Origin of the sequence: Burkholderia sp. BCC1047 (genome assembly GCF_902833155.1) — a bacterium.
In the GTDB taxonomy this organism is placed as follows: Bacteria; Pseudomonadota; Gammaproteobacteria; order Burkholderiales; family Burkholderiaceae; genus Burkholderia; species Burkholderia sola.
This window is the reverse complement of record NZ_CADFEH010000004.1, coordinates 25,280-43,837: the sequence shown is the minus strand read 5'-3', so window position 1 is coordinate 43,837 and position 18,558 is coordinate 25,280. Positions and strand designations below refer to the sequence as shown.

18 protein-coding genes are annotated in these 18,558 nt (G+C 66.7%); 2 read left to right on the top strand and 16 right to left on the bottom strand.

Annotation, left to right across the window (positions count from 1 at the left end; all coding sequences use genetic code 11):
* Positions 1 to 37: 37 nt before the first annotated feature.
* The 3 genes from HWX55_RS06270 to HWX55_RS06260 are packed head-to-tail and all read right to left on the bottom strand — an operon-like array spanning position 38 to position 3,698.
* Positions 38 to 739: a phosphoribosylanthranilate isomerase gene (locus HWX55_RS06270; RefSeq protein ID WP_175974805.1), complete on the bottom strand. Its 702-nt coding sequence runs from the start codon at positions 737 to 739 to the stop codon at positions 38 to 40.
* A complete protein-coding gene (gene truA / locus HWX55_RS06265) occupies positions 736 to 1,548 on the bottom strand; it encodes a tRNA pseudouridine(38-40) synthase TruA (protein WP_050011275.1) in 813 nt (270 codons plus the stop codon). The genes HWX55_RS06270 and truA overlap by 4 nt, the downstream gene beginning before the upstream one ends.
* The gene (locus HWX55_RS06260) at positions 1,548 to 3,698 is read right to left on the bottom strand and encodes a FimV/HubP family polar landmark protein (RefSeq protein ID WP_175974803.1); all 2,151 of its coding nucleotides are present in this window, start codon (positions 3,696 to 3,698) and stop codon (positions 1,548 to 1,550) included. The genes truA and HWX55_RS06260 overlap by 1 nt, the downstream gene beginning before the upstream one ends.
* 812 nt (positions 3,699 to 4,510) lie before the next feature.
* Between HWX55_RS06260 and flgE the strand changes: the two genes are divergently transcribed.
* Positions 4,511 to 5,755 (top strand): flagellar hook protein FlgE, encoded by a 1,245-nt coding sequence (flgE, locus tag HWX55_RS06255; RefSeq protein ID WP_175974801.1) that lies wholly within the window; start codon positions 4,511 to 4,513, stop codon positions 5,753 to 5,755.
* A 95-nt stretch (positions 5,756 to 5,850) separates the two neighbouring features.
* Here flgE and asd read toward each other — a convergent pair whose 3' ends face one another.
* The 8 genes from asd to HWX55_RS06215 all read right to left on the bottom strand — a co-directional run bounded on the left by asd (position 5,851) and on the right by HWX55_RS06215 (position 12,606).
* On the bottom strand, positions 5,851 to 6,972 hold the full coding sequence (gene asd / locus HWX55_RS06250) for an aspartate-semialdehyde dehydrogenase (RefSeq protein ID WP_175974799.1): 1,122 nt from the start codon (positions 6,970 to 6,972) through the stop codon (positions 5,851 to 5,853).
* Between the two features lie 85 nt (positions 6,973 to 7,057).
* Complete coding sequence (locus tag HWX55_RS06245) at positions 7,058 to 7,177, bottom strand: hypothetical protein (protein WP_006756675.1); 120 nt, start codon at positions 7,175 to 7,177, stop codon at positions 7,058 to 7,060.
* A gap of 123 nt (positions 7,178 to 7,300) precedes the next feature.
* Complete coding sequence (leuB, locus tag HWX55_RS06240) at positions 7,301 to 8,368, bottom strand: 3-isopropylmalate dehydrogenase (RefSeq protein ID WP_011548096.1); 1,068 nt, start codon at positions 8,366 to 8,368, stop codon at positions 7,301 to 7,303.
* A gap of 79 nt (positions 8,369 to 8,447) precedes the next feature.
* Positions 8,448 to 9,098, bottom strand: coding sequence for a 3-isopropylmalate dehydratase small subunit (leuD, locus tag HWX55_RS06235; RefSeq protein ID WP_050011279.1), 651 nt, complete (start codon positions 9,096 to 9,098; stop codon positions 8,448 to 8,450).
* A gap of 68 nt (positions 9,099 to 9,166) precedes the next feature.
* The gene (locus HWX55_RS06230; RefSeq protein WP_011548098.1) at positions 9,167 to 9,313 is read right to left on the bottom strand and encodes an entericidin A/B family lipoprotein; all 147 of its coding nucleotides are present in this window, start codon (positions 9,311 to 9,313) and stop codon (positions 9,167 to 9,169) included.
* Between the two features lie 3 nt (positions 9,314 to 9,316).
* Positions 9,317 to 10,726 (bottom strand): 3-isopropylmalate dehydratase large subunit, encoded by a 1,410-nt coding sequence (leuC, locus tag HWX55_RS06225; RefSeq protein WP_175974797.1) that lies wholly within the window; start codon positions 10,724 to 10,726, stop codon positions 9,317 to 9,319.
* A 176-nt stretch (positions 10,727 to 10,902) separates the two neighbouring features.
* The gene (locus HWX55_RS06220) at positions 10,903 to 11,832 is read right to left on the bottom strand and encodes an alpha/beta hydrolase (protein WP_175974795.1); all 930 of its coding nucleotides are present in this window, start codon (positions 11,830 to 11,832) and stop codon (positions 10,903 to 10,905) included.
* Positions 11,833 to 12,000: 168 nt separating this feature from the next.
* Positions 12,001 to 12,606 carry a TetR/AcrR family transcriptional regulator gene (locus HWX55_RS06215; RefSeq protein ID WP_175974793.1) on the bottom strand — a complete coding sequence of 202 codons (606 nt, stop codon included), beginning with the start codon at positions 12,604 to 12,606 and terminating at the stop codon, positions 12,001 to 12,003.
* 173 nt (positions 12,607 to 12,779) lie between these two features.
* On the opposite strand from HWX55_RS06215, the gene HWX55_RS06210 reads away from it, so the two are divergent.
* Entirely contained in the window at positions 12,780 to 13,505 is a 726-nt protein-coding gene (locus tag HWX55_RS06210; protein ID WP_175974792.1) for a glutathione S-transferase, read from the top strand.
* Positions 13,506 to 13,557: 52 nt separating this feature from the next.
* Here the strand turns inward: HWX55_RS06210 and HWX55_RS06205 are convergent, their stop codons facing one another.
* The 5 genes from HWX55_RS06205 to HWX55_RS06185 form a co-directional block, all read right to left on the bottom strand.
* Positions 13,558 to 15,105 (bottom strand): amino acid permease, encoded by a 1,548-nt coding sequence (locus tag HWX55_RS06205; RefSeq protein WP_175974790.1) that lies wholly within the window; start codon positions 15,103 to 15,105, stop codon positions 13,558 to 13,560.
* Between the two features lie 102 nt (positions 15,106 to 15,207).
* Positions 15,208 to 15,672, bottom strand: coding sequence for an Lrp/AsnC family transcriptional regulator (locus HWX55_RS06200; protein ID WP_050011284.1), 465 nt, complete (start codon positions 15,670 to 15,672; stop codon positions 15,208 to 15,210).
* A gap of 97 nt (positions 15,673 to 15,769) precedes the next feature.
* Positions 15,770 to 16,528 (bottom strand): arginine deiminase family protein, encoded by a 759-nt coding sequence (locus tag HWX55_RS06195; protein WP_175974788.1) that lies wholly within the window; start codon positions 16,526 to 16,528, stop codon positions 15,770 to 15,772.
* Positions 16,529 to 16,737: 209 nt separating this feature from the next.
* Positions 16,738 to 17,988 carry a DUF1479 domain-containing protein gene (locus HWX55_RS06190; RefSeq protein WP_175974786.1) on the bottom strand — a complete coding sequence of 417 codons (1,251 nt, stop codon included), beginning with the start codon at positions 17,986 to 17,988 and terminating at the stop codon, positions 16,738 to 16,740.
* 111 nt (positions 17,989 to 18,099) lie between these two features.
* Positions 18,100 to 18,489 carry a VOC family protein gene (locus HWX55_RS06185; protein ID WP_050011286.1) on the bottom strand — a complete coding sequence of 130 codons (390 nt, stop codon included), beginning with the start codon at positions 18,487 to 18,489 and terminating at the stop codon, positions 18,100 to 18,102.
* Positions 18,490 to 18,558 lie beyond the last annotated feature (69 nt).

The window sequence follows — 18,558 nt, the reverse complement described above, 5'->3', positions numbered from 1 at the left end:
GTCGGTGCGCCCGCTTTTGGGGCCGCACCGGCTTGCATCACCCGGCGTCCGCTTCGCGCACCGCGCACACGAACGCCGCCATCCGGGCGTGATCCTTCACGCCCTTCGCGCCCTCCACTTCGATGCCACTCGAGACATCGACAGCAAACGGACGCAGCTGGCGGATCGCATCACCGACGTTTTGCGCGTTCAAGCCACCACTCAAAACGGCCCGACGCGCGAGCTCTGCGGGAATAAGAGACCAATCGAAGACCTTGCCGCTACCGCCGTAATCCGGCACCAAAGTGTCGAACAGGAGGCCGCGCGCTTTCGAATAATGAAGAGCCGATTCTACCAAATCGGCACGCTGCGTCGAGGGGCCGACGCGCACCGCGCGCAACCACGGCAGGCGGGCCGCGCGGCCGAGCGCATCGCACTGCTGCGGCGTCTCGTCGCCGTGGAGCTGCAGCATCGTGAGCGGCACGTCGCGCACGACGGCTTCGATCTCGGCTTCGGTCGCATTCACGAACAGCCCGACCACCGACACGAACGGCGGCGCGAGGCTCGCCAGCTCGGCCGCCTGCGCGATCGTCACCGCGCGCGGGCTCTTCGGGTAGAACACGAGGCCGATCGCATCGGCGCCCAGCGCCGCCGCGTGCAGCACGTCCTCGGGGCGCGACAGCCCGCACAGCTTGATGCGCGTGCGCGGCGGCTGGCCGGCCGCGGCGGAAGTCGAAGAAGACACGGCGTGCTCCGTCATGTTTGTGGGTCCAGATCGGCCCAGACGCTGCTCCACGGCACGCTGCCGAGCTGCGCGGGCGGGACGGCGAATTCCGCCGGGTAGCCGACGTGGGCGAGATACAGCCCGTCGGCCATGAACGTCGGGGCCGCGAGGTTGCGGTCACGGCCGGCCAGCACGTCGGCGAGCCAGTCGGCCGGATAGCGGCCGCGGCCGACCGCGACGAGGCAGCCCATCAGGTTGCGCACCATGTGATGCAGGAACGCGTTCGCGCGGAAGCGGAAATGAATGAAATGCCCCTCGCGCCGCACGTCGATCTGATACAGGTGTTTGACCGGCGTCTTCGACTGGCATTCCGACGACCGGAACGACGAAAAATCGTGCTCGCCGATCAGGTGCGCGGCGGCGGCGCGCATCGCGTCGTCGTCGAGCGGCGTGTGGATCCAGCCCGCGCGCCCGGCCAGCATCGGCGAACGCACCGGGTGCACGTACAGCGCGTAGTAGTAGGTGCGCTCGAACGCCGAGAAGCGCGCATGGAACGTGTCCGGCATCGGCTTCGCCCACTGCACCGACACGGTCGGCGGCAGGAACGCGTTGGTGCCGCGCACCCACGAAAACACCTCGCGATCGAGGTCCGTGTCGAAATGCACGACCTGCCCGAGCCCGTGCACGCCGGTATCGGTCCGTCCGGCCACCGTCGTGTGCAGCGGCACCCGCGCGAACTCGGCCAGCGCATGTTCGAGCCGGTCCTGCACGGTCTTGCCGTGCGGCTGCGCCTGCCAGCCGCAAAAAGCCGCGCCGTCGTACTGGATGCCCAGCGCGATCCGCATCACGCCTCGTCCGCCAGTTTCGCGAGCAGCGCGCGGGCGTCGTCGCGCGTCGCGGCGTCGTTCGCGTCGACCACTTCCTGCAGCAGCGTCCGCGCGCCGGACAGGTCGCCGAGTTCGACGTATTCGGCCGCGAGATCGAGCTTGTTGCGGGCGATGCGCGCGAGCTCGTCCGCGGTAAGCGCAGGCAGCGCGGCGCCCGGCGTGGACGGCAGGTCGAGATCGAAGTCGAGCTTCAGCGCGCCGAACTGCGCGCCGCCGAGCGGCGGCAGCGACGACGACGTAGCTGGGCTGCCCGCCTGGCCGGCAGACGTCACCGCGTCCGGATCCCAGTCGAACTCGTCGTCCTGGTCGGCCGGATGTTCCGGTGTCGCTTCAGCCGAACCCATCGGCGGGTGCTGCGCGGCTTGACCGTTAGTTGCAATTTTATCGGCGTCGGGCTGCGGTGCCTGCGCGGGCGGTTCCCCCGTCGTCGACGGCTCGTCCGCCGTCCGCGGCGGCAACGGCATGTCGAGACTGTTGAGCGCGCTGATCGCGTTCTGCATCAGTGTCGCGCGCTGGGCTTCGGCGCTCGAAGGGGCGACGGATGCGGCGGACGGCTCGGCCGGCTTGGTCGACTCGGCCGGCTTGTCGGCGGCAGTGGCTCCTTCCACGGGTTCTGCGTCGTGCGGAGCCTCGGCCGAACCCGGAATCGCGTCGTTCGCCGGCGACACGGCAGCGTCGGCGGGCGGCAATTCCGGCGACTCGTCGTGCGGCGCCGTCACGACGGGCGCAGGCGATGTATCCGCCGCGGGCGGCTCGATCGTTTCCGCGGCGGCGGCAGTCGCCGCGGCGAGATTCATGTCGGATGCCGCATCGCGTGCGATCGGCATCTCGGGCGTGATCGGCAGTTCGCGTTCGACGGACGGCGGGGCTTCCGCTTCCGCAGCCGCGGCGCCACCTGCTGCGGCCGCGGTCGCAACGGCACCCGCGTCGTCCGCGCGCCGACCCTTCCGGCGTTTGCGCCATGCGAAGCCGGCCGCGAGCACGATCACGGCAGCGCCGGCCGCCGCGGCCGGGCGCCAGTCCATCTGCTCGGTACGACGTGCCGAGGTCGCGACGGGTGCGACCGGTTGCACGGAAGCCGATGCCGGTTGCGGCGCACTGGCTGCCACACCCGACGCGGCTTCGTCCGCCGCCGATGCAGCGGCCGATGCACCTGCGTCATTCGCGGCCCGACGGGGCGCGGCGGGCGCCGGAGCAGGCGCGACGCCGGTCGTCGTCGCCGGCTTGCCGATGCCGTGCTTCTGCAACTCCATCAGCACGCGGTTCTTCAACGCGAGCAATTGCTGCAGGCTCGACGGCCGCGGCTGCGACGCGCCGACGGCGGGCGCCGCGCCGGCCGGCTCCCGCATGCCGGCAACCGGGTTGCCCGGCACCGGCTGCCCCGCGGCCTCGCTCGCGGACGACGGCGCCGACTGGATCGCACCGCTCCACACATGCGGGCCGCTCGCACCGCCCGTGGGCGCCGCCGGCTGCGTGCCGTCGACAACCGACGCGCCATGCGCGGCCGACGCACCGATCGACGCCGACGCACCGCTCGAAGCGGTCGCGCCCGACGCTGTCGCCGTCGCGGCACTCGCGCCGCTCACCGGAGCCGCATGCACGGCCGGCGCGACCGGCGCGGGTTGCACGGCCGAACCGGGCTGCGGCGCGGATGCGCCGTGCTGCGCGATCGCTGCCCCGCCCGATGCGGGGGCGGGCGCGGAAGCGGCCGTCGTACCAGATGCTGCGGACGCGGCGGATGCGCCGGCCGGCGCGAGCGCCGCGCCGGTCGCGTCGAGCGCGGGCACCGTCAGCGTCGCGCCGACTTTCAGGCGGCTCGCGTCGCGCTTCATGAACGCCTGCGGATTGGCGTCGAACAGCGCGCGACCGGCGCGCGCGAGCACGGCCGGATCGTGCGATTGCGTGGCCGCTTTCGCGATGTCGTTCAGCGACTGGCCCGGCTGGACCGTCACGGTAAGCGGTGCGGCGCCGCCGACGGCGGATGCCGGCAGGTCGCCGGTGCCGACTGCCCACGCCGATGCGGCGGCGCCGAGCGCCAGGATCGCCAGCGCGCCACGCACGGCGCGCGACAGACGGGACTGGCGCGGAAACAAGGAAATTCGGGACATCGTTGGCTCTATCGCCGCGCACGGGCGCGGCTCGGATTCGCGGTTGGAAGCGTCAATAAAGCGCTGCAGAAATGCAAAAGCGTCGCGCGGAACGCGACGCTTTCGGCGGGTCTGTGCGTCGTAACCGCGTAGTTTACTTCACACGATCGGGTTCCGGCCGAATTCGTCGCCGACAGGTGCCACCGGGCCCGGGCGGGCGCTCGTGTCGCGCGGGTCCGTCTGCCCGTAGCCCATGCATCCGATCGATCCAAACGAACCTGCGTGCCGCAGTTGGAAGCCGTCTCGCTGCAGCCTCGCGCCCCGCTCGAATGACGCGGCTTTTTGGCGCTCAGCGGGCGTCCGCCGCAGGATCGCGACGACAGAATCGCAAGCACTCCCTCAACAATCCATCCTGTCCGCCGTTAATGAATTAACAGCCGGAAAATCAAAACAAATCCCGACCGGCGCCCCATTCCACTCCAATCAATTCCAATTCGCCGATAAGAAGCCAATTTTCGTCTCTTATCGGAGAAATGAAAATCCACACCGCCGAAGCCCCACCCCACAAGGCTTTGACCACCTTTCTCTCGCTTGATTACTCATACAAAAGCGATCATTTCTGCATCAATTCAATTTCATTACACAAAATTACACAGACCGAATAACCGCCGTCGATACGATCGCCTTCAAACAGGAATCGGCACATTTCGACGTCGCGCTTGCCCATGCGGGAAAGGCGGGAGCGCGCCGGCCGGGCTGATGCCGTGAAGTACCGGAGGGCCATCGCGCAGTCGCACGACTGCATCACTCACCAGCTCGTTACGGGAACGAACATGGGCTATCAACAGGGTTTGAGCGGGTTGGCCGGCGCGTCGAGCAATCTCGACGTGATCGGCAACAACATCGCGAACGCAAACACGGTCGGCTTCAAGCAGGGCCGCGCAAACTTCGCCGACATGTATGCGAATTCGGTCGCGACGTCGGTCAACACGCAGATCGGCATCGGCACGCGGCTCGCGTCGGTGCAGCAGCATTTCAGCCAGGGAACGATCAATTCGACGAAGTCGTCGCTCGACGTCGCGATCAACGGCAACGGCTTCTTCCAGATGTCGAGCAACGGCGTGACCACGTACTCGCGCGACGGCACGTTCCACCGCGACAAGAACGGCGCGATCGTCGACGCGCAAGGCCGCAACCTGATGGGCTATGCGGCAGGCGCCGGCGGCGTGATCAACACCGCTCAGACCGTGCCGCTGCAAGCCCCGACCAGCAACATCGCGCCGCGCGCGACGAACAAGATCACCGGCCAGTTCAACCTGAACGCGCAGGACAAGGTGCCGACCAAGACCCCGTTCAACGCGGCCGACAACACGACGTACAACTACAACACGTCGATCCAGGTCTACGACTCGCTCGGCGGTTCGCAGCTGGTCAACCTGTACTTCGTGAAGTCGGCGGCCGGCACGTGGCAAGCCTACGCAGGCGCGCAGGGCCAGACGCCGACGAATCTCGGCACCGTCACGTTCGACGCATCGGGCCGGATCAGCTCGACGACGTCGGCCGCGACCGGCCAGCCGACCGCGAGCCTTGGCCAATTCGCGTTCTCGATCCCGAACACGACGGGCGGCGCGAATCCGCAGAACCTGACGCTCGATCTCGGCGGCACGACGCAGTACGGCGGCAAGGACGGCGTGAACAACCTCGCGCAGGACGGCTTCGCGAGCGGCACGCTGACGACGTTCTCGATCGGCACCGATGGCAAGCTGACCGGCAACTACTCGAACGGCCAGAGCGCGGTGCTCGGCCTGATCGCGCTCGCGAACTTCAACAACCCGAACGGGCTCGTGAACATCGGCGGCAACCAGTATGCGGAAACGGCCGCGTCGGGCGTGCCGCAGATCTCCGCGCCGGGCAGCACGAACCACGGCACGCTGCAGGGCAGCGCGCTGGAAAACTCGAACGTCAACCTGACGACCGAGCTCGTGAACCTGATCACCGCGCAGCGCAATTACCAGGCGAATGCGCAGACGATCAAGACCCAGCAGGCTGTCGATCAGACGCTGCTGAACCTGCGCTGAACCGCGCATGAAAAACGCGCCGCGCCGGCCCTGAATCCCAAGGCCGACGCGGCGCGTCGTATCGTGCAGCCCGGCCCGCAGGCCGGACAACGTGCTTACTTGTCGAGCAGGATGCGCAGCATGCGGCGCAGCGGCTCGGCCGCGCCCCACAGCAGCTGATCGCCGACCGTGAACGCCGACAGGTATTCGCCGCCCATCGCGAGCTTGCGCAGGCGGCCGACCGGCACCGTCAGCGTGCCGGTGATCTTCGCCGGCGACAGGTCGCGCATCGACGCTTCACGCTCGTTCGGCACGACCTTCACCCAGTCGTTCGCCGATGCGAGGATGCCGTTGATCTCGTCGAGCGGCACGTCCTTCTTCAGCTTGATCGTCAGCGCCTGCGAGTGGCAGCGCATCGCGCCGATCCGCACGCACAGGCCGTCGACCGGGATCGAACCCGGCTCGCCCATCGCCGGCTTGCCGAGGATCTTGTTGGTTTCCGCGCCGCCCTTCCACTCTTCCTTCGACATCCCGTTGCCGAGATCCTTGTCGATCCACGGAATCAGCGAACCGGCGAGCGGCACGCCGAAGTGGCTCGTCGGCATCGCGTCGCTGTTCATCGCGGCCAGCACGCGGCGGTCGATGTCGAGGATCGCGGAAGCCGGATCGGCAAGCTGTGCCTGCACCGCGCCGTTCAGCGTGCCCATCTGCGACAGCAGCTCGCGCATGTTCTGCGCGCCCGCGCCCGATGCGGCCTGGTACGTCATCGCGGTGATCCAGTCGACGAGGTTCTCGCGGAACAGGCCGCCGAGCGCCATCAGCATCAGGCTGACCGTGCAGTTGCCGCCGATGAAGTTCTTCGTGCCCTTGACGAGCGCGTCCTTGATCACGTCGAGGTTGACCGGATCGAGGATGATGACCGCGTCGTCCTGCATCCGCAGCGACGATGCCGCGTCGATCCAGTAGCCGTTCCAGCCGGCCGCGCGCAGCTTCGGGAACACGTCGTTCGTGTAGTCGCCGCCCTGGCACGTGATGATCACGTCGCACTTCTTCAGCTCGTCGACGTTGGTCGCGTCCTTGAGCGTGGTCTCGTTTTTCGCGAACGACGGCGCCTTGCCGCCCGTATTGCTGGTGCTGAAAAACACCGGTTCGATCAGGTCGAAATCGCCCTCTTCCTGCATGCGCTGCATCAGGACGCTGCCGACCATGCCGCGCCAACCTACGAGACCTACGTTCATGACTAACCCTTTGCTTTGAATGGAGCTTCCCCGCCATTTCCGTCCCCGCGTGACCGCGCGGGGAAACAGGCGGGCACGACGGCGATCAGCGTTTAATGATCGTTTTCGTGGTAATGGTTTTCGTGATGACGATGGCGCGCGCACCCGCACGGGCAGTGTTGCCGTGGAGTTTCAGGACCGGGGAGATCAGGGAAATCAGCGCCATCGTTCGAGTCTACACAAAGCCGGTGGCCCGCACAACGGCCAACGGTGCGCGAACCGGCCGATTTTTCCGGCCGTTCGCGCCCTTTTCCACATTAATTACCGCACTTCACTGCCATGCGCTTGCTTACAGCGCGGCGACCACCGCATCGCCCATCGCGGCCGTGCCGACCTGCTTGCAGCCCGGCGTCGCGATGTCGCCGGTGCGGTAGCCCTGTTCGAGCACCGTTTTCACCGCGCGCTCGATGCGATCGGCCTGCTCGGCGCGATTCAGCGAGTAGCGCAACAGCATCGCGGCCGACAGGATCGTCGCGAGCGGGTTCGCGATGCCCTTGCCCGCGATGTCCGGCGCCGAACCGTGCGACGGCTCGTACAGGCCCTTGTTGTGCTTGTCGAGCGACGCCGACGGCAGCATGCCGATCGAGCCCGTGAGCATCGACGCTTCGTCCGACAGGATGTCGCCGAACATGTTGCCGGTGACGATCACGTCGAACTGCTTCGGCGCCTTCGCGAGCTGCATCGCCGCGTTGTCGACGTACATGTGCGACAGCTCGACGTCCGCGTACTCCTTCGACACGTCGATCATGATGTCGCGCCAGAACTGCGACGTCTCCAGCACGTTCGACTTGTCGACCGACAGCAGCTTCTTCGCGCGCTTTTGCGCGGCCTGGAACGCGACGTGCGCGATGCGGCGCACTTCCGGCTCCGAATAGCGCATCGTGTCGAAGCCTTCGCGCTCGCCGGCGAACGGGCCGTCCGGCGCCGCACGCACGCCGCGCGGCTGGCCGAAGTAGATGTCGCCGTTCAGTTCGCGCACGATCAGGATGTCGAGGCCCGCGACGAGTTCCGGCTTCAGCGGCGATGCATCGACGAGCTGCGGATAGCAGATCGCCGGGCGGAAGTTCGCGAACAGCTCGAGGTGCTTGCGCAGCCCGAGGATCGCCTGCTCGGGGCGCAGCGCGCGTTCCAGCGAGTCGTACTTCCAGTCGCCGACCGCGCCGAACAGGATCGCGTCGGCCTGCTTCGCGAGCGCCAGCGTCGCGTCGGGCAGCGGATGGCCGCTCGCCTCGTAGCCCGCGCCGCCGACCGGCGCCTGTTCGAGTTCGAACTTCTCGTCGAGTGCGTTCAGCACCTTCACCGCTTCATTGACGATTTCCGGACCGATGCCGTCGCCGGGCAGCACTGCAATCTTCATGCGAAATTCCTGACTGGGTAGAGTGTGATGGAGACAGGCCGGCGAGCGCGCGCAAAGCGCGCCCGCCTCGAACGCGATGTCAGCGGACCAGCTTGGTGTTGAGCCAAGGCTGCTTCACGAGCCGCTCTGCCTCGAACTGGCGGATCTTGTCCGCGTGGCGCAGCGTGAGGCCGATGTCGTCGAAACCGTTCAGCAGGCAGTACTTGCGGAACGCGGCGATCTCGAACGGATACTCGCGGCCGTCGCCCGCGCGCACGACCTGCGCGTCGAGATCGATCGTCAGTTGAAAGCCGTTGAACGCGGCCGTCTCGTTGAACAGGTGATCGACCTGCTGCTCGGTCAGCACGATCGGCAGCAGACCGTTCTTGTAGCAGTTGTTGAAGAAGATGTCGGCAAAGCTCGGCGCGATGATCGCGCGGAAGCCGTACTGCTGCAGCGCCCACGGCGCGTGCTCGCGCGAGCTGCCGCAGCCGAAGTTCTTGCGGGCGAGCAGCACCGATGCGCCCTGGTAGCGCGGCTGGTTCAGCACGAAGTCCGGGTTCAGCGGACGCTTCGAGTTGTCCTGGCCCGGCTCGCCGTGATCGAGGTAGCGCCACTCGTCGAACGCGTTCGGACCGAAGCCCGTGCGCTTGATCGACTTCAGGAACTGCTTCGGGATGATCGCGTCGGTGTCGACGTTCTCGCGATCGAGCGGCGCCACGACGCCGGTATGTACAGTGAATTTTTCCATGATCCGTCTATCCGGTTGAAGGGCCGGCAGTCAGCCGGCGCACATCGACAAATTCTCGGCGGGAAACGTCACTCCGCGGCGCGCTTGAGCGCGCTGCCGGCGGCGTTGACGTCTTCCCCGAAGCCTCGGACGGTATTGCAGCCGGCCAGGCCGAAGCCCAACCCGGCCAGCGCCAGCGCGGCAACCAGCCGCGCGATGACCTTCGATGCCGTCACGTGTTACCCCAGCTGGCGAATGTCGACGAAGTGACCTTCGATGGCCGCGGCCGCCGCCATCGCGGGGCTCACGAGGTGCGTGCGACCGCCCGCGCCCTGCCGCCCTTCGAAGTTGCGGTTCGACGTCGACGCGCAGCGCTCGCCCGGCTCGAGCCGGTCGGCGTTCATCGCGAGGCACATCGAGCAGCCCGGCTCGCGCCATTCGAAGCCCGCATCGGTGAACACCTTGTCGAGCCCTTCGCGCTCGGCCTGCGCCTTCACGAGGCCCGAGCCCGGCACGACCATCGCGAGCCGCACGTTCGACGCGACGCGGCGGTTCAGCTTCTTCACGACGTACGCAGCCGCGCGGATGTCCTCGATGCGCGCGTTCGTGCACGAGCCGATGAAGATCTTGTCGACCTTGATCGATTCGATCGGCGTGTTCGGCTCGAGCGCCATGTACGCCAGCGCGCGCTCCATCGCGTCGCGCTTGACCGGATCCTTCTCGCGCTCGGGATCGGGCACGCGACCGTCGATCGACGTGACCATTTCCGGCGACGTGCCCCACGTGACCTGAGGAACGATGTCGGCGGCGTTCAGCTCGACCACGCGGTCGAATTGCGCGCCGTCGTCCGACTTGAACTGGCGCCAGTATTCGACGGCCTGATCCCATTCCGCGCCGGTCGGCACGAACGGACGGCCCTTCAGATAATCGATCGTCGTGTCGTCCACCGCGACCATGCCGGCGCGCGCGCCGGCCTCGATCGCCATGTTGCAAACGGTCATGCGGCCTTCCATCGTCAGCGCGCGAATGGTCGAGCCGCCGAATTCGATCGCGTAGCCCGTGCCGCCGGCCGTGCCGATCTTGCCGATGATCGCGAGCACGATGTCCTTCGCGGTACAGCCGCGCGGCAACGCGCCCTCGACCTTCACGAGCATGTTCTTGCTCTTCTTCTGCAGCAGCGTCTGCGTCGCGAGCACGTGCTCGACTTCCGACGTGCCGATGCCGTGCGCGAGCGCGCCGAACGCGCCGTGCGTCGACGTATGCGAATCGCCGCACACGATCGTCATGCCCGGCAGCGTCGCGCCCTGCTCCGGCCCGATGATATGGACGATGCCCTGGCGCACGTCGTTCATCTTGAACTGCGTGATGCCGAACGCGTCGCAGTTCGCGTCGAGCGTGTCGACCTGCAGCTTCGAGACGGGATCGGCAATGCCGTGGCTGCGGTCCGTCGTCGGCACGTTGTGGTCCGACACGGCCAGGTTCGCGCTGATGCGCCACACCGGACGCTGCGCGATCTTCAGCCCTTCGAACGCTTGCGGGCTCGTGACTTCATGCAGCAGCTGACGGTCGATGTAGAGCAGGGTCGTGCCGTCTTCCTCGGTGTGGACCACGTGGGTGTTCCACAGTTTGTCGTAGAGAGTCTGTGCCATGGGTATGCGGGGTCGTTGTGACTACAAGCCTTGCGGATGCGGTCGATTATGCCACGCAAAATCGGCCCATGGAGTACCACGATAACGAAAAAAGTGAATAAAAACAGTGAGTTGGGTGGTACACGCGATACCCGGATAAGCATTACCCGGCAAGCGCGGCGACTTGCGGCGGCGTGCTACCGGAAGAAATTGCGCAGCTCGCGCGCCAGCGCCTGCGGTTGTTCCTCGGGAATGAAATGCCCGCTATACGCGATCGTCGCGGCCGTCACATCTTCCGCCACATGTCCGAGCGGCCCCGCCATGTCGCGTATGGACCCCTGATCCGCACTGACAGCGAGCACGGGCATCTTCAGCTTCCCCAGCGCCTGCAGCGTGCGGTTCTGAGCCGACGACGCCGACACGGCCCGGTAGAAGGCCAGCCCCGCTCGCAACCCGCCGTCCCGGGTGAACACCCGGAGATACTCGTCGACGTCCGCGTCGGAGAACGACTCGGGATTGGCAGCCTTGCGACGCAAGAACCAATCGAGATACGCGCGCTCCTTGCCGGCAATCAACGTCTCCGGCAGGTCGGCGACGGTATGAAATGCGAAGTGCCACGTGCGCCATGCGTTGCCGGGCTCGATCGGCAGTGCGGCGGGCAGCGTGATGCCGGGTATCCCCGCGTCGAGCAACGCCAATCGCTTCACCGCATCGGGATACATCGCGGCAAACGGATAGGCGACCCACGCCCCGACGTCGTGAGCGGCCAGGTAAAAGCGCGCGATATTTTGCTGCTCCAGCAGGCGCGCAAGCGTTGCCGCGACGGTCTGCGTGTCGTAACCGACGAGTGGACGGTCCGAATCGCCTTGTCCGGGAAGATCCGGCGCCACGATCCTGAATTCGTCCGCGAGAAGCGGCATGACTCTCCGCCACGCGTACCAGCTTTCCGGAAAGCCGGCGAGCAGGACGATGGTCTCGCCGTCGGCGCGGCCTCCTTCGACGAAATGAAGGCGCACCCCGTCTACCGTATCGAACCGATGACGAAAGCCGCTGAGCCGCGGGTCTTCCCGACAATAGGGCGCGGCCTCGACGGGCGAAGCATCCGTGGCGGATTGATGCTGGTACATAAGTTCGTCCTCTCTACAGAATCGACTGTGCTGGATGAGGGCCCCCGAGCAGCGGGAGCACTTTCGTTCGGAAATATTAATTTCCTAATTCGGCGAGACCGGATCACGCGCACGCGCGGTTTCGCGTGTTGCTTCACATCGCGTCACCTCTCGGGTAACGCACAAACCTCAGTCGAGCAGCCGCATTGCCTCGTCAACCAGCATCGACATGTCGCTCCGGCTCTGGCCGAGCTTCCCCACCACTCGAAGCCCCTGCACCATGGCAAACAGACAACTCGACGTGGCTTGCGCGTTCAGCGCGGCATCGACGGATCCATCGGCCTGCCCTTGCTTGATCAAATCGCGAAGAAGACGCTCGATTCTCTGCATCGATTTGTGGACGATGCCGGCGATCTCGCTATCCAGCGTACTCAGAACGATGGCGCCGCCGACGACCAGACAGCCCTTTCGACCCTCGTCTCCATGCGAGACGTCCGCGTAAAAGCGCAGGAGTGCTCGCACCTTGTCCCGTCCGTTTTTTTCATCGGCAAGGATCGTGTTGAGCTCGCTGACGCGCCGATCGATGTACCGGTTCAACGCGGCGACGAATATGGCGTTCTTGTCGGCAAAGGCTTTGTAAAGACTGCCGGCGGTGAGCCCCGTCTCCCGGGACAGATCGCCGATCGAAGTCGCGTGATAGCCACGCTCGCGAAAGACGCGGACGAAGCCGTCCAGCGCTTCCTCCATATCGAATTCTCGCGGCCTGCCCACGTTCGCTGCAATTTTCGTAGCCATGCGCCATTATAGGAAACGCTCATTTCCGAATCAAGCCATGCGAACCGTACAGGCGCCACTGGCATTTCGCACTCGATCTCATAGACTATCTATTCGCAACGGGCGGCGCGCGGCCGCCCTTCCCGCCATCGCGATGCGTGCGTCCCGGCGCATCGACCAGACAGGAGCCTTGCATGCGGTACGAACTCTATTACTGGCCTGAAATCCAGGGCCGCGGCGAATATGTGCGGCTCGCGCTCGAAGCGGCCGAAGCCGATTACGTCGACGTCGCGCGCGAATCGGGGCGCGGGATGGGCGTGTCGGCCATGATGCGCATGATGGACAGCGCGAAGGCCGAATGCGTGCCGTTCGCGCCGCCGTTCCTGAAGGCGGGCGACGTGGTCGTCGGGCAGACCGCGAACATCCTGCTGTTTCTCGGCGCGCGGCTCGGGCTCGCGCCCGACGACGAAGCCGGCCGGCTGTGGGTCCATCAGATCCAGCTGACCGCCGCCGATTTCATCACCGAGATCCACGACACGCACCATCCGATCGGCAGTGGCCTGTACTACGAGGACCAGCAAGCGGAAGCGGCCGAGCGCGCGGCCGATTTCCTCGAGAACCGGCTGCCGAAATTCCTCGGCTACTTCGATCGCGTGCTCGAACAGAACCCGCACAAGCGCGGCTATATCGCGGGCAGCGCGCTGAGCTACGCGGACCTGACGATGTTCCAGTTGATCGAGGGCCTGCGCTATGCGTTCCCGAAAGCGATGAAGCGCGCGGAGCGCAAGGTCGCGGCGCTCGTCGCGCTACACGATCGCGTCGCGCGGCATCCGCCCGTCGCGCGCTACCTGGAGTCGGAACGCCGCATCCCGTTCAACGACATGGGGATCTTCCGGCACTATCCGGAGCTGGACAAGTAACGGCCCGGCACGTACCGCGGAACGTGCGCGCACGGGCGGATTTCACGCAGGATCAGCGCGGCTGCCCGTGCTGCGCGGCGGCCGCGTCGACGGCTTCCACCGAGCGCGTGAGCCACGGCCCGATGTCCATCTCCTCGTAGCGCACGAGCCGGCTTTTGCGCGCGCGGCGATACGTCCACCAGATCGCGACGAACAGCGGAATCCATACGTAGATCGACAACACTTCCATCCAGTCGATGCGCGCCGCGAAGAACGCCTGGTAATCCTGGCCGAGCGAAATCACGATGCAGACCGCGACCGCGAACACCGGCCCGAACGGAAACCATTTCGCGCGATACGGCAGTTGATCGAGTCGATAACCCTGCTTCAGGAATCCCCTGCGGAACCGGTAATGGCAGACCGCGATGCCGAGCCACGCGATGAAGCCGGTGATGCCGACCGTATTCAGCAGCCACAGATAGATGCGCTGGTTGTTGGTCAACGACGTGAGGAAGCACAACCCGCCGACGGCCATCGTCGCGTACAGCGCGTTGCGCGGCACGCCGCCCGGCGACAGCGTCGCGAACACGGCCGGCGCGCGCCCTTCCGAGGCGAGGTTGTACAGCATCCGCGTCGCCGCATAGGTCCCGGAATTGCCGGCCGACAGCACGGCCGTCAGGATCACCAGATTCATCGCACCGGCCGCGAGCGGGAATCCCGCGTGGCTGAACACGAGCGTGAACGGGCTCACGCCGATGTCGGTCACGTCGCTCTTCAGCAGGTTCGGATCGGTGTACGGCACGAGCAGGCCGATCACGAAGATCGCGAGCACGTAGAACAGCATGATCCGCCAGAAGATCTGCTTCACCGCGCGCGGAATCGTCTTGCGCGGGTTCTCCGATTCGCCGGCCGTGATGCCGACCAGCTCGGTGCCGAGAAACGAGAAGCCCGCGATCAGCGCGACGCTCATCATCGCGTGCACACCGCCGACGAACGGCGCGTCGCCGGTCGTGAAGTTGCGCCAGCCGACCGGATGCCCGGTGCCGGTATGCCCGCCGCCCAGCACGCCGGCCGCGATCAGCAGCCCGGCCGCGATGAACGCGATCACGGTGACGACCTTGATCAGCGAGAACCAGTATTCCGATTCGCCGAAGCCGCGCACCGACAGCGTATTGAGCAGGAAGATCAGCACGAGGAAGCCCGCGCCCCACCACACGCCCGGCACCGACGGAAACCAGTAGCGCATCACGATCTGCGCGGCGACCAGCTCGATCGCGATCGTCACCGCCCAGCTGTACCAGTAGGTCCAGCCGAGCGCGACGCCGAAGCCTTCGTCGACGTACTTCTCGCCGTAGATCGCGAACGAGCCCGATACCGGCATCAGCGCGGCCATCTCGCCGAGCCCGGTCACGACGAAGTAGACCATGATCCCGATCGCGATATACGCGGCGATCGCCCCGCCCGGCCCCGCCTGCGCGACCGACGCGCCCGACGCGACGAACAGCCCCGTGCCGATCGACCCGCCGATCGCGATCATCGCGATGTGGCGGCCCTGCAGACGGCGCTTCAGCGTCGTCCCGGACGATGCGGCCGTGTCCGTCGCCGCTTGCATCGCATCCATGGTGTTCCCCTTGATTGTGAACCGGCCAGCCGATTCAATTCGGAATGCAAATCGATTGATTCGGTCATTCGCGTCGAAACCGGCCCTGCCGGGCCGGTCGCATCACGCAACGCTGCGCTTGATCGACTGCAGTTCGGCCGTCGTCACGATCTTCTCGATCCGGAACCGCGGGCTTTCCAGCCACGCGTTCGCGATCCGCCGGTACTCGTCGAGATCCTCGCACGCGAGCCGCACGAGAAAATCGAACGTGCCGCTCACCAGCCAGCAATCGAGCACGGCCGGATTCGCGCGCATTTCCTCTTCGAACGGCGCTTGCGAACGCCCGTGATCGGCCAGCACGATCTGCGCGATCACGACGATCGGCTTGGTCGCGCGCGGCGCCTTGATCACCGCGCGGTACCCTTCGATCACGCCGAGCGCCTCGAGCCGCTCCACGCGCGCCTGGCACGGCCGCGGCGTGAGATTCACGAGCTCCGACAGCTTCCGGTAGGAAATCCGTCCGTCGGTACGCAGGATGTCGAGGATCCGGAGATCGATCTTGTCGAGCTGCATCTTCTTGTCGGTCATCCGCGTTCGCTCCGGTCGGGTCGTGGCTCATGCGCGGAACGTCTGCCGTTCCGCGCGGGGCCACATTATCCGGCCGAAGCCGCCGCGCGCCAATCGGCTAGAACCGCAGCGACAGGCAGGTCAGGCCGCCGTCCATCTTGCGGAACTCGCTCGTGTCGATCACGTGCAGCGGCATGCCGAGCGACGCGATCGCGTCATGCACGCGCGGATAACCGGCCGGCGTGATGAGCGTGCCGTTCACGCGCAGCGTGTTGCCCGCGTATTCGTCGGCGGCCGGGATCGCGATCCGGCGATAGTCGGCGAACGCCGGATGCGCGGCCAGCGCGTCGGTCACGAGCAGCGTGTCGTCGCCGAGCGCGTTGACGACCGATTTCAGGTGCAGGCCGGCGCCGACCGGCACCGCGACGACCGAGTAGCCGTAGCGCGACACCAGCGACTCGAATGCGGCGATGCCTTCCCTGTCGGTACGGCTCGTCAGGCCGATGAAGAAGCGCTTGCCGACCAGCATCACGTCGCCGCCGTCGAGGCGGCCCTGCTGCATCGGCAGCAGTTCGCGATGCACGCGCAGCGCCGCTTCGATGTGCGCGGTCTCGCCGCGCCGCGCGGGCGCGCCGGGGCGCGTGATCACCGCGAATTCCGGCGTGACGACCGCGACGTCCTCGACGAAATGCGAATCGGGAAACGCATCGAGCGGCGGCAATTCGGTCAGTTCGACGCCGAGCATGCGTAGCGCGTCGCAGTATGCATGGAACTGCGTGAGCGTCTTGTCGTAATCGGGTGCGCCGAGTTCGGCGGTGGTCAGGCCCGCGCCGCAGGACGGCGCGGGACGGCGAACGATCGCTTGCGTGAATTGCATCGACTCCTCCATGATCTGCGCCGCCTCCGTGCGGTGCACGGGCCGGCGGCGTTGTGTCCGGACCATTATCGGAAGCCAATTTGCGCAATTCGCGTCGATTTCGGCGGCGCCGACAGCCGATTGCGTCGAATTGCGCGCACCATGCAGCGGATTCGGCAGACGGGCCGCCCGCCGTCTCGCGAATGGCCGTTTCGCCCACCGCCCGCGCGTTACGCGCCGGGCTCGAATCCCATCTGCGCACGGCCGAGCGCCGTGAGATCGCCCTCCCCCGCACGGCCGTCGAAATCGACCTCGAAATGGTCGGCCGGGAAATCGGGCGGGCTGTCGCCACGCAGGAACGCGAGCCGCTGCCGCTGCAGGTACGCATCGTTCTTCGCGCAGCCGGGCGCAGCCGCGATGTACATCACGTTGCTGTCGCCGCTGCCGCGATGCGCGTCCTCGACCGCATGCACGACGTCGCCGTGCCAGAACACCGCGTCGCCCGGTTCCATGTGCGGGATCGGCACCAGTGCGTCGAGCAGCAGCGCGTGCCATTCGGGGCGGATCGACAGCGCGCGGCCGGGACGCGCGCCGCACAGGTCGTCGTCGGCGACGTCGTCCTGCAGCGCGCGCAGCACGACATAGGCCATCGCGTTCGCGACCGGGATCAGCTGCAGCGTGCCGTCGCCGGGCCCCTGCGGCGTCAGCGCGGTCCAGCCCTGGAACGTGCGGAACATCGAACACACGGCCGGCGACGGAATCTCCTCGACGTCGGGGCGGAACGCCGCATCGAACGGATCGTAATCGCGCCAGCGGCCGGCCAGCACGTGGCGATAAACCTGGCGGAAATTCGCGCCGAGCCAGCGCTCGACGGAGCCGCCGTCGACGTGCGGCGACAGCCCGAGCGACGCCGAGCCGGGCGGTCGGCGACGAATCCGGTCCGCGTAGGCGGGCACCTGGTCGGGATCGAAATGCGTGTGCGTACCGTCCGCATGCTGCCACAGGCGGTTCAGGAACACCCGCGCCTGCGTGAGCGCCGGCGACTGGCGCGCGGCCACCTGCGGCTTCGACCAGTAGACGCCGTAGATCTGCGGCTTGCCCGACGCGAGGTTGCCGAAATAGCGGTCTTCCGCGCGCGCATGCAGCCGCTCGGTGAAACGGTTCGCATCCAGATACGCGCCGATCTCGTCGTTCCAGTCGCGTGCCTGCCGCGCATCGAACACGCCGCGGATCACGACCGCGCCGTGCGTGCGGATCGCGGCAACCGCAAGCGGATCGACGGTCCCGCCCGCGACATCCGCGAACGGCACGACCGGAATCACGTCATCGCCATGCGCGTGCGCGCGGCGGATCGCGTCGACCTGCCGCGCGATGTCGCCCTCCACTTCGCGGAACGTGGCCGCGTAGCCGGGCAAGTCGGCGCGCAGCGCCCGTTTCGCCGTGCGGATCGCGGCCGGCAGATCGTCAATCGTCAGGTGCATCGCTTGTCTCCTCGCTGAATCGCGTTTTGATGAGCACTCAGCGTACGGCCGCCGCACGGCCATCATCGACACTATCCAGCCAACAATCGATACAATCCTGACAACCGTGCGTTACTCGGGACGATGGCAGACCACGCACAGCTTGTTGCCGTCCGGGTCCCGGAAATACGCGCCGTAGTAGTCGCGGTGATAGTGCGGTCGGAGGCCAGGCGGCCCTTCGCAGGCGCCGCCGTGCTGAAGCGCGAGCGCATGGCAGCGATCGACGTGATCGCGGGTCGGCGCATCGAACGCGATCGTGTGGCCGTTCCCCGGTTCGGGCGCGCGTCCGTCGAGCGGCTTGCCGAAGAAGAACAGCGGCCGGTCGGCGTCGGCCGGCATCCAGCCCGACCAGCCGTCCGGTTCGTGGAATTTGACGCGCAACCCGAGTTCGGCGAACAACGGCGCGTAGAAATCGTAGGCGCGCGCCGTATCGCCGACGCCCACGCAAACATGTGAAAACATGGCATCGCTCCGTCGTGAAGATCGCTCACGATCATGCCACGGCGCGCTGCCCACCCCTTCCGGAGGCTG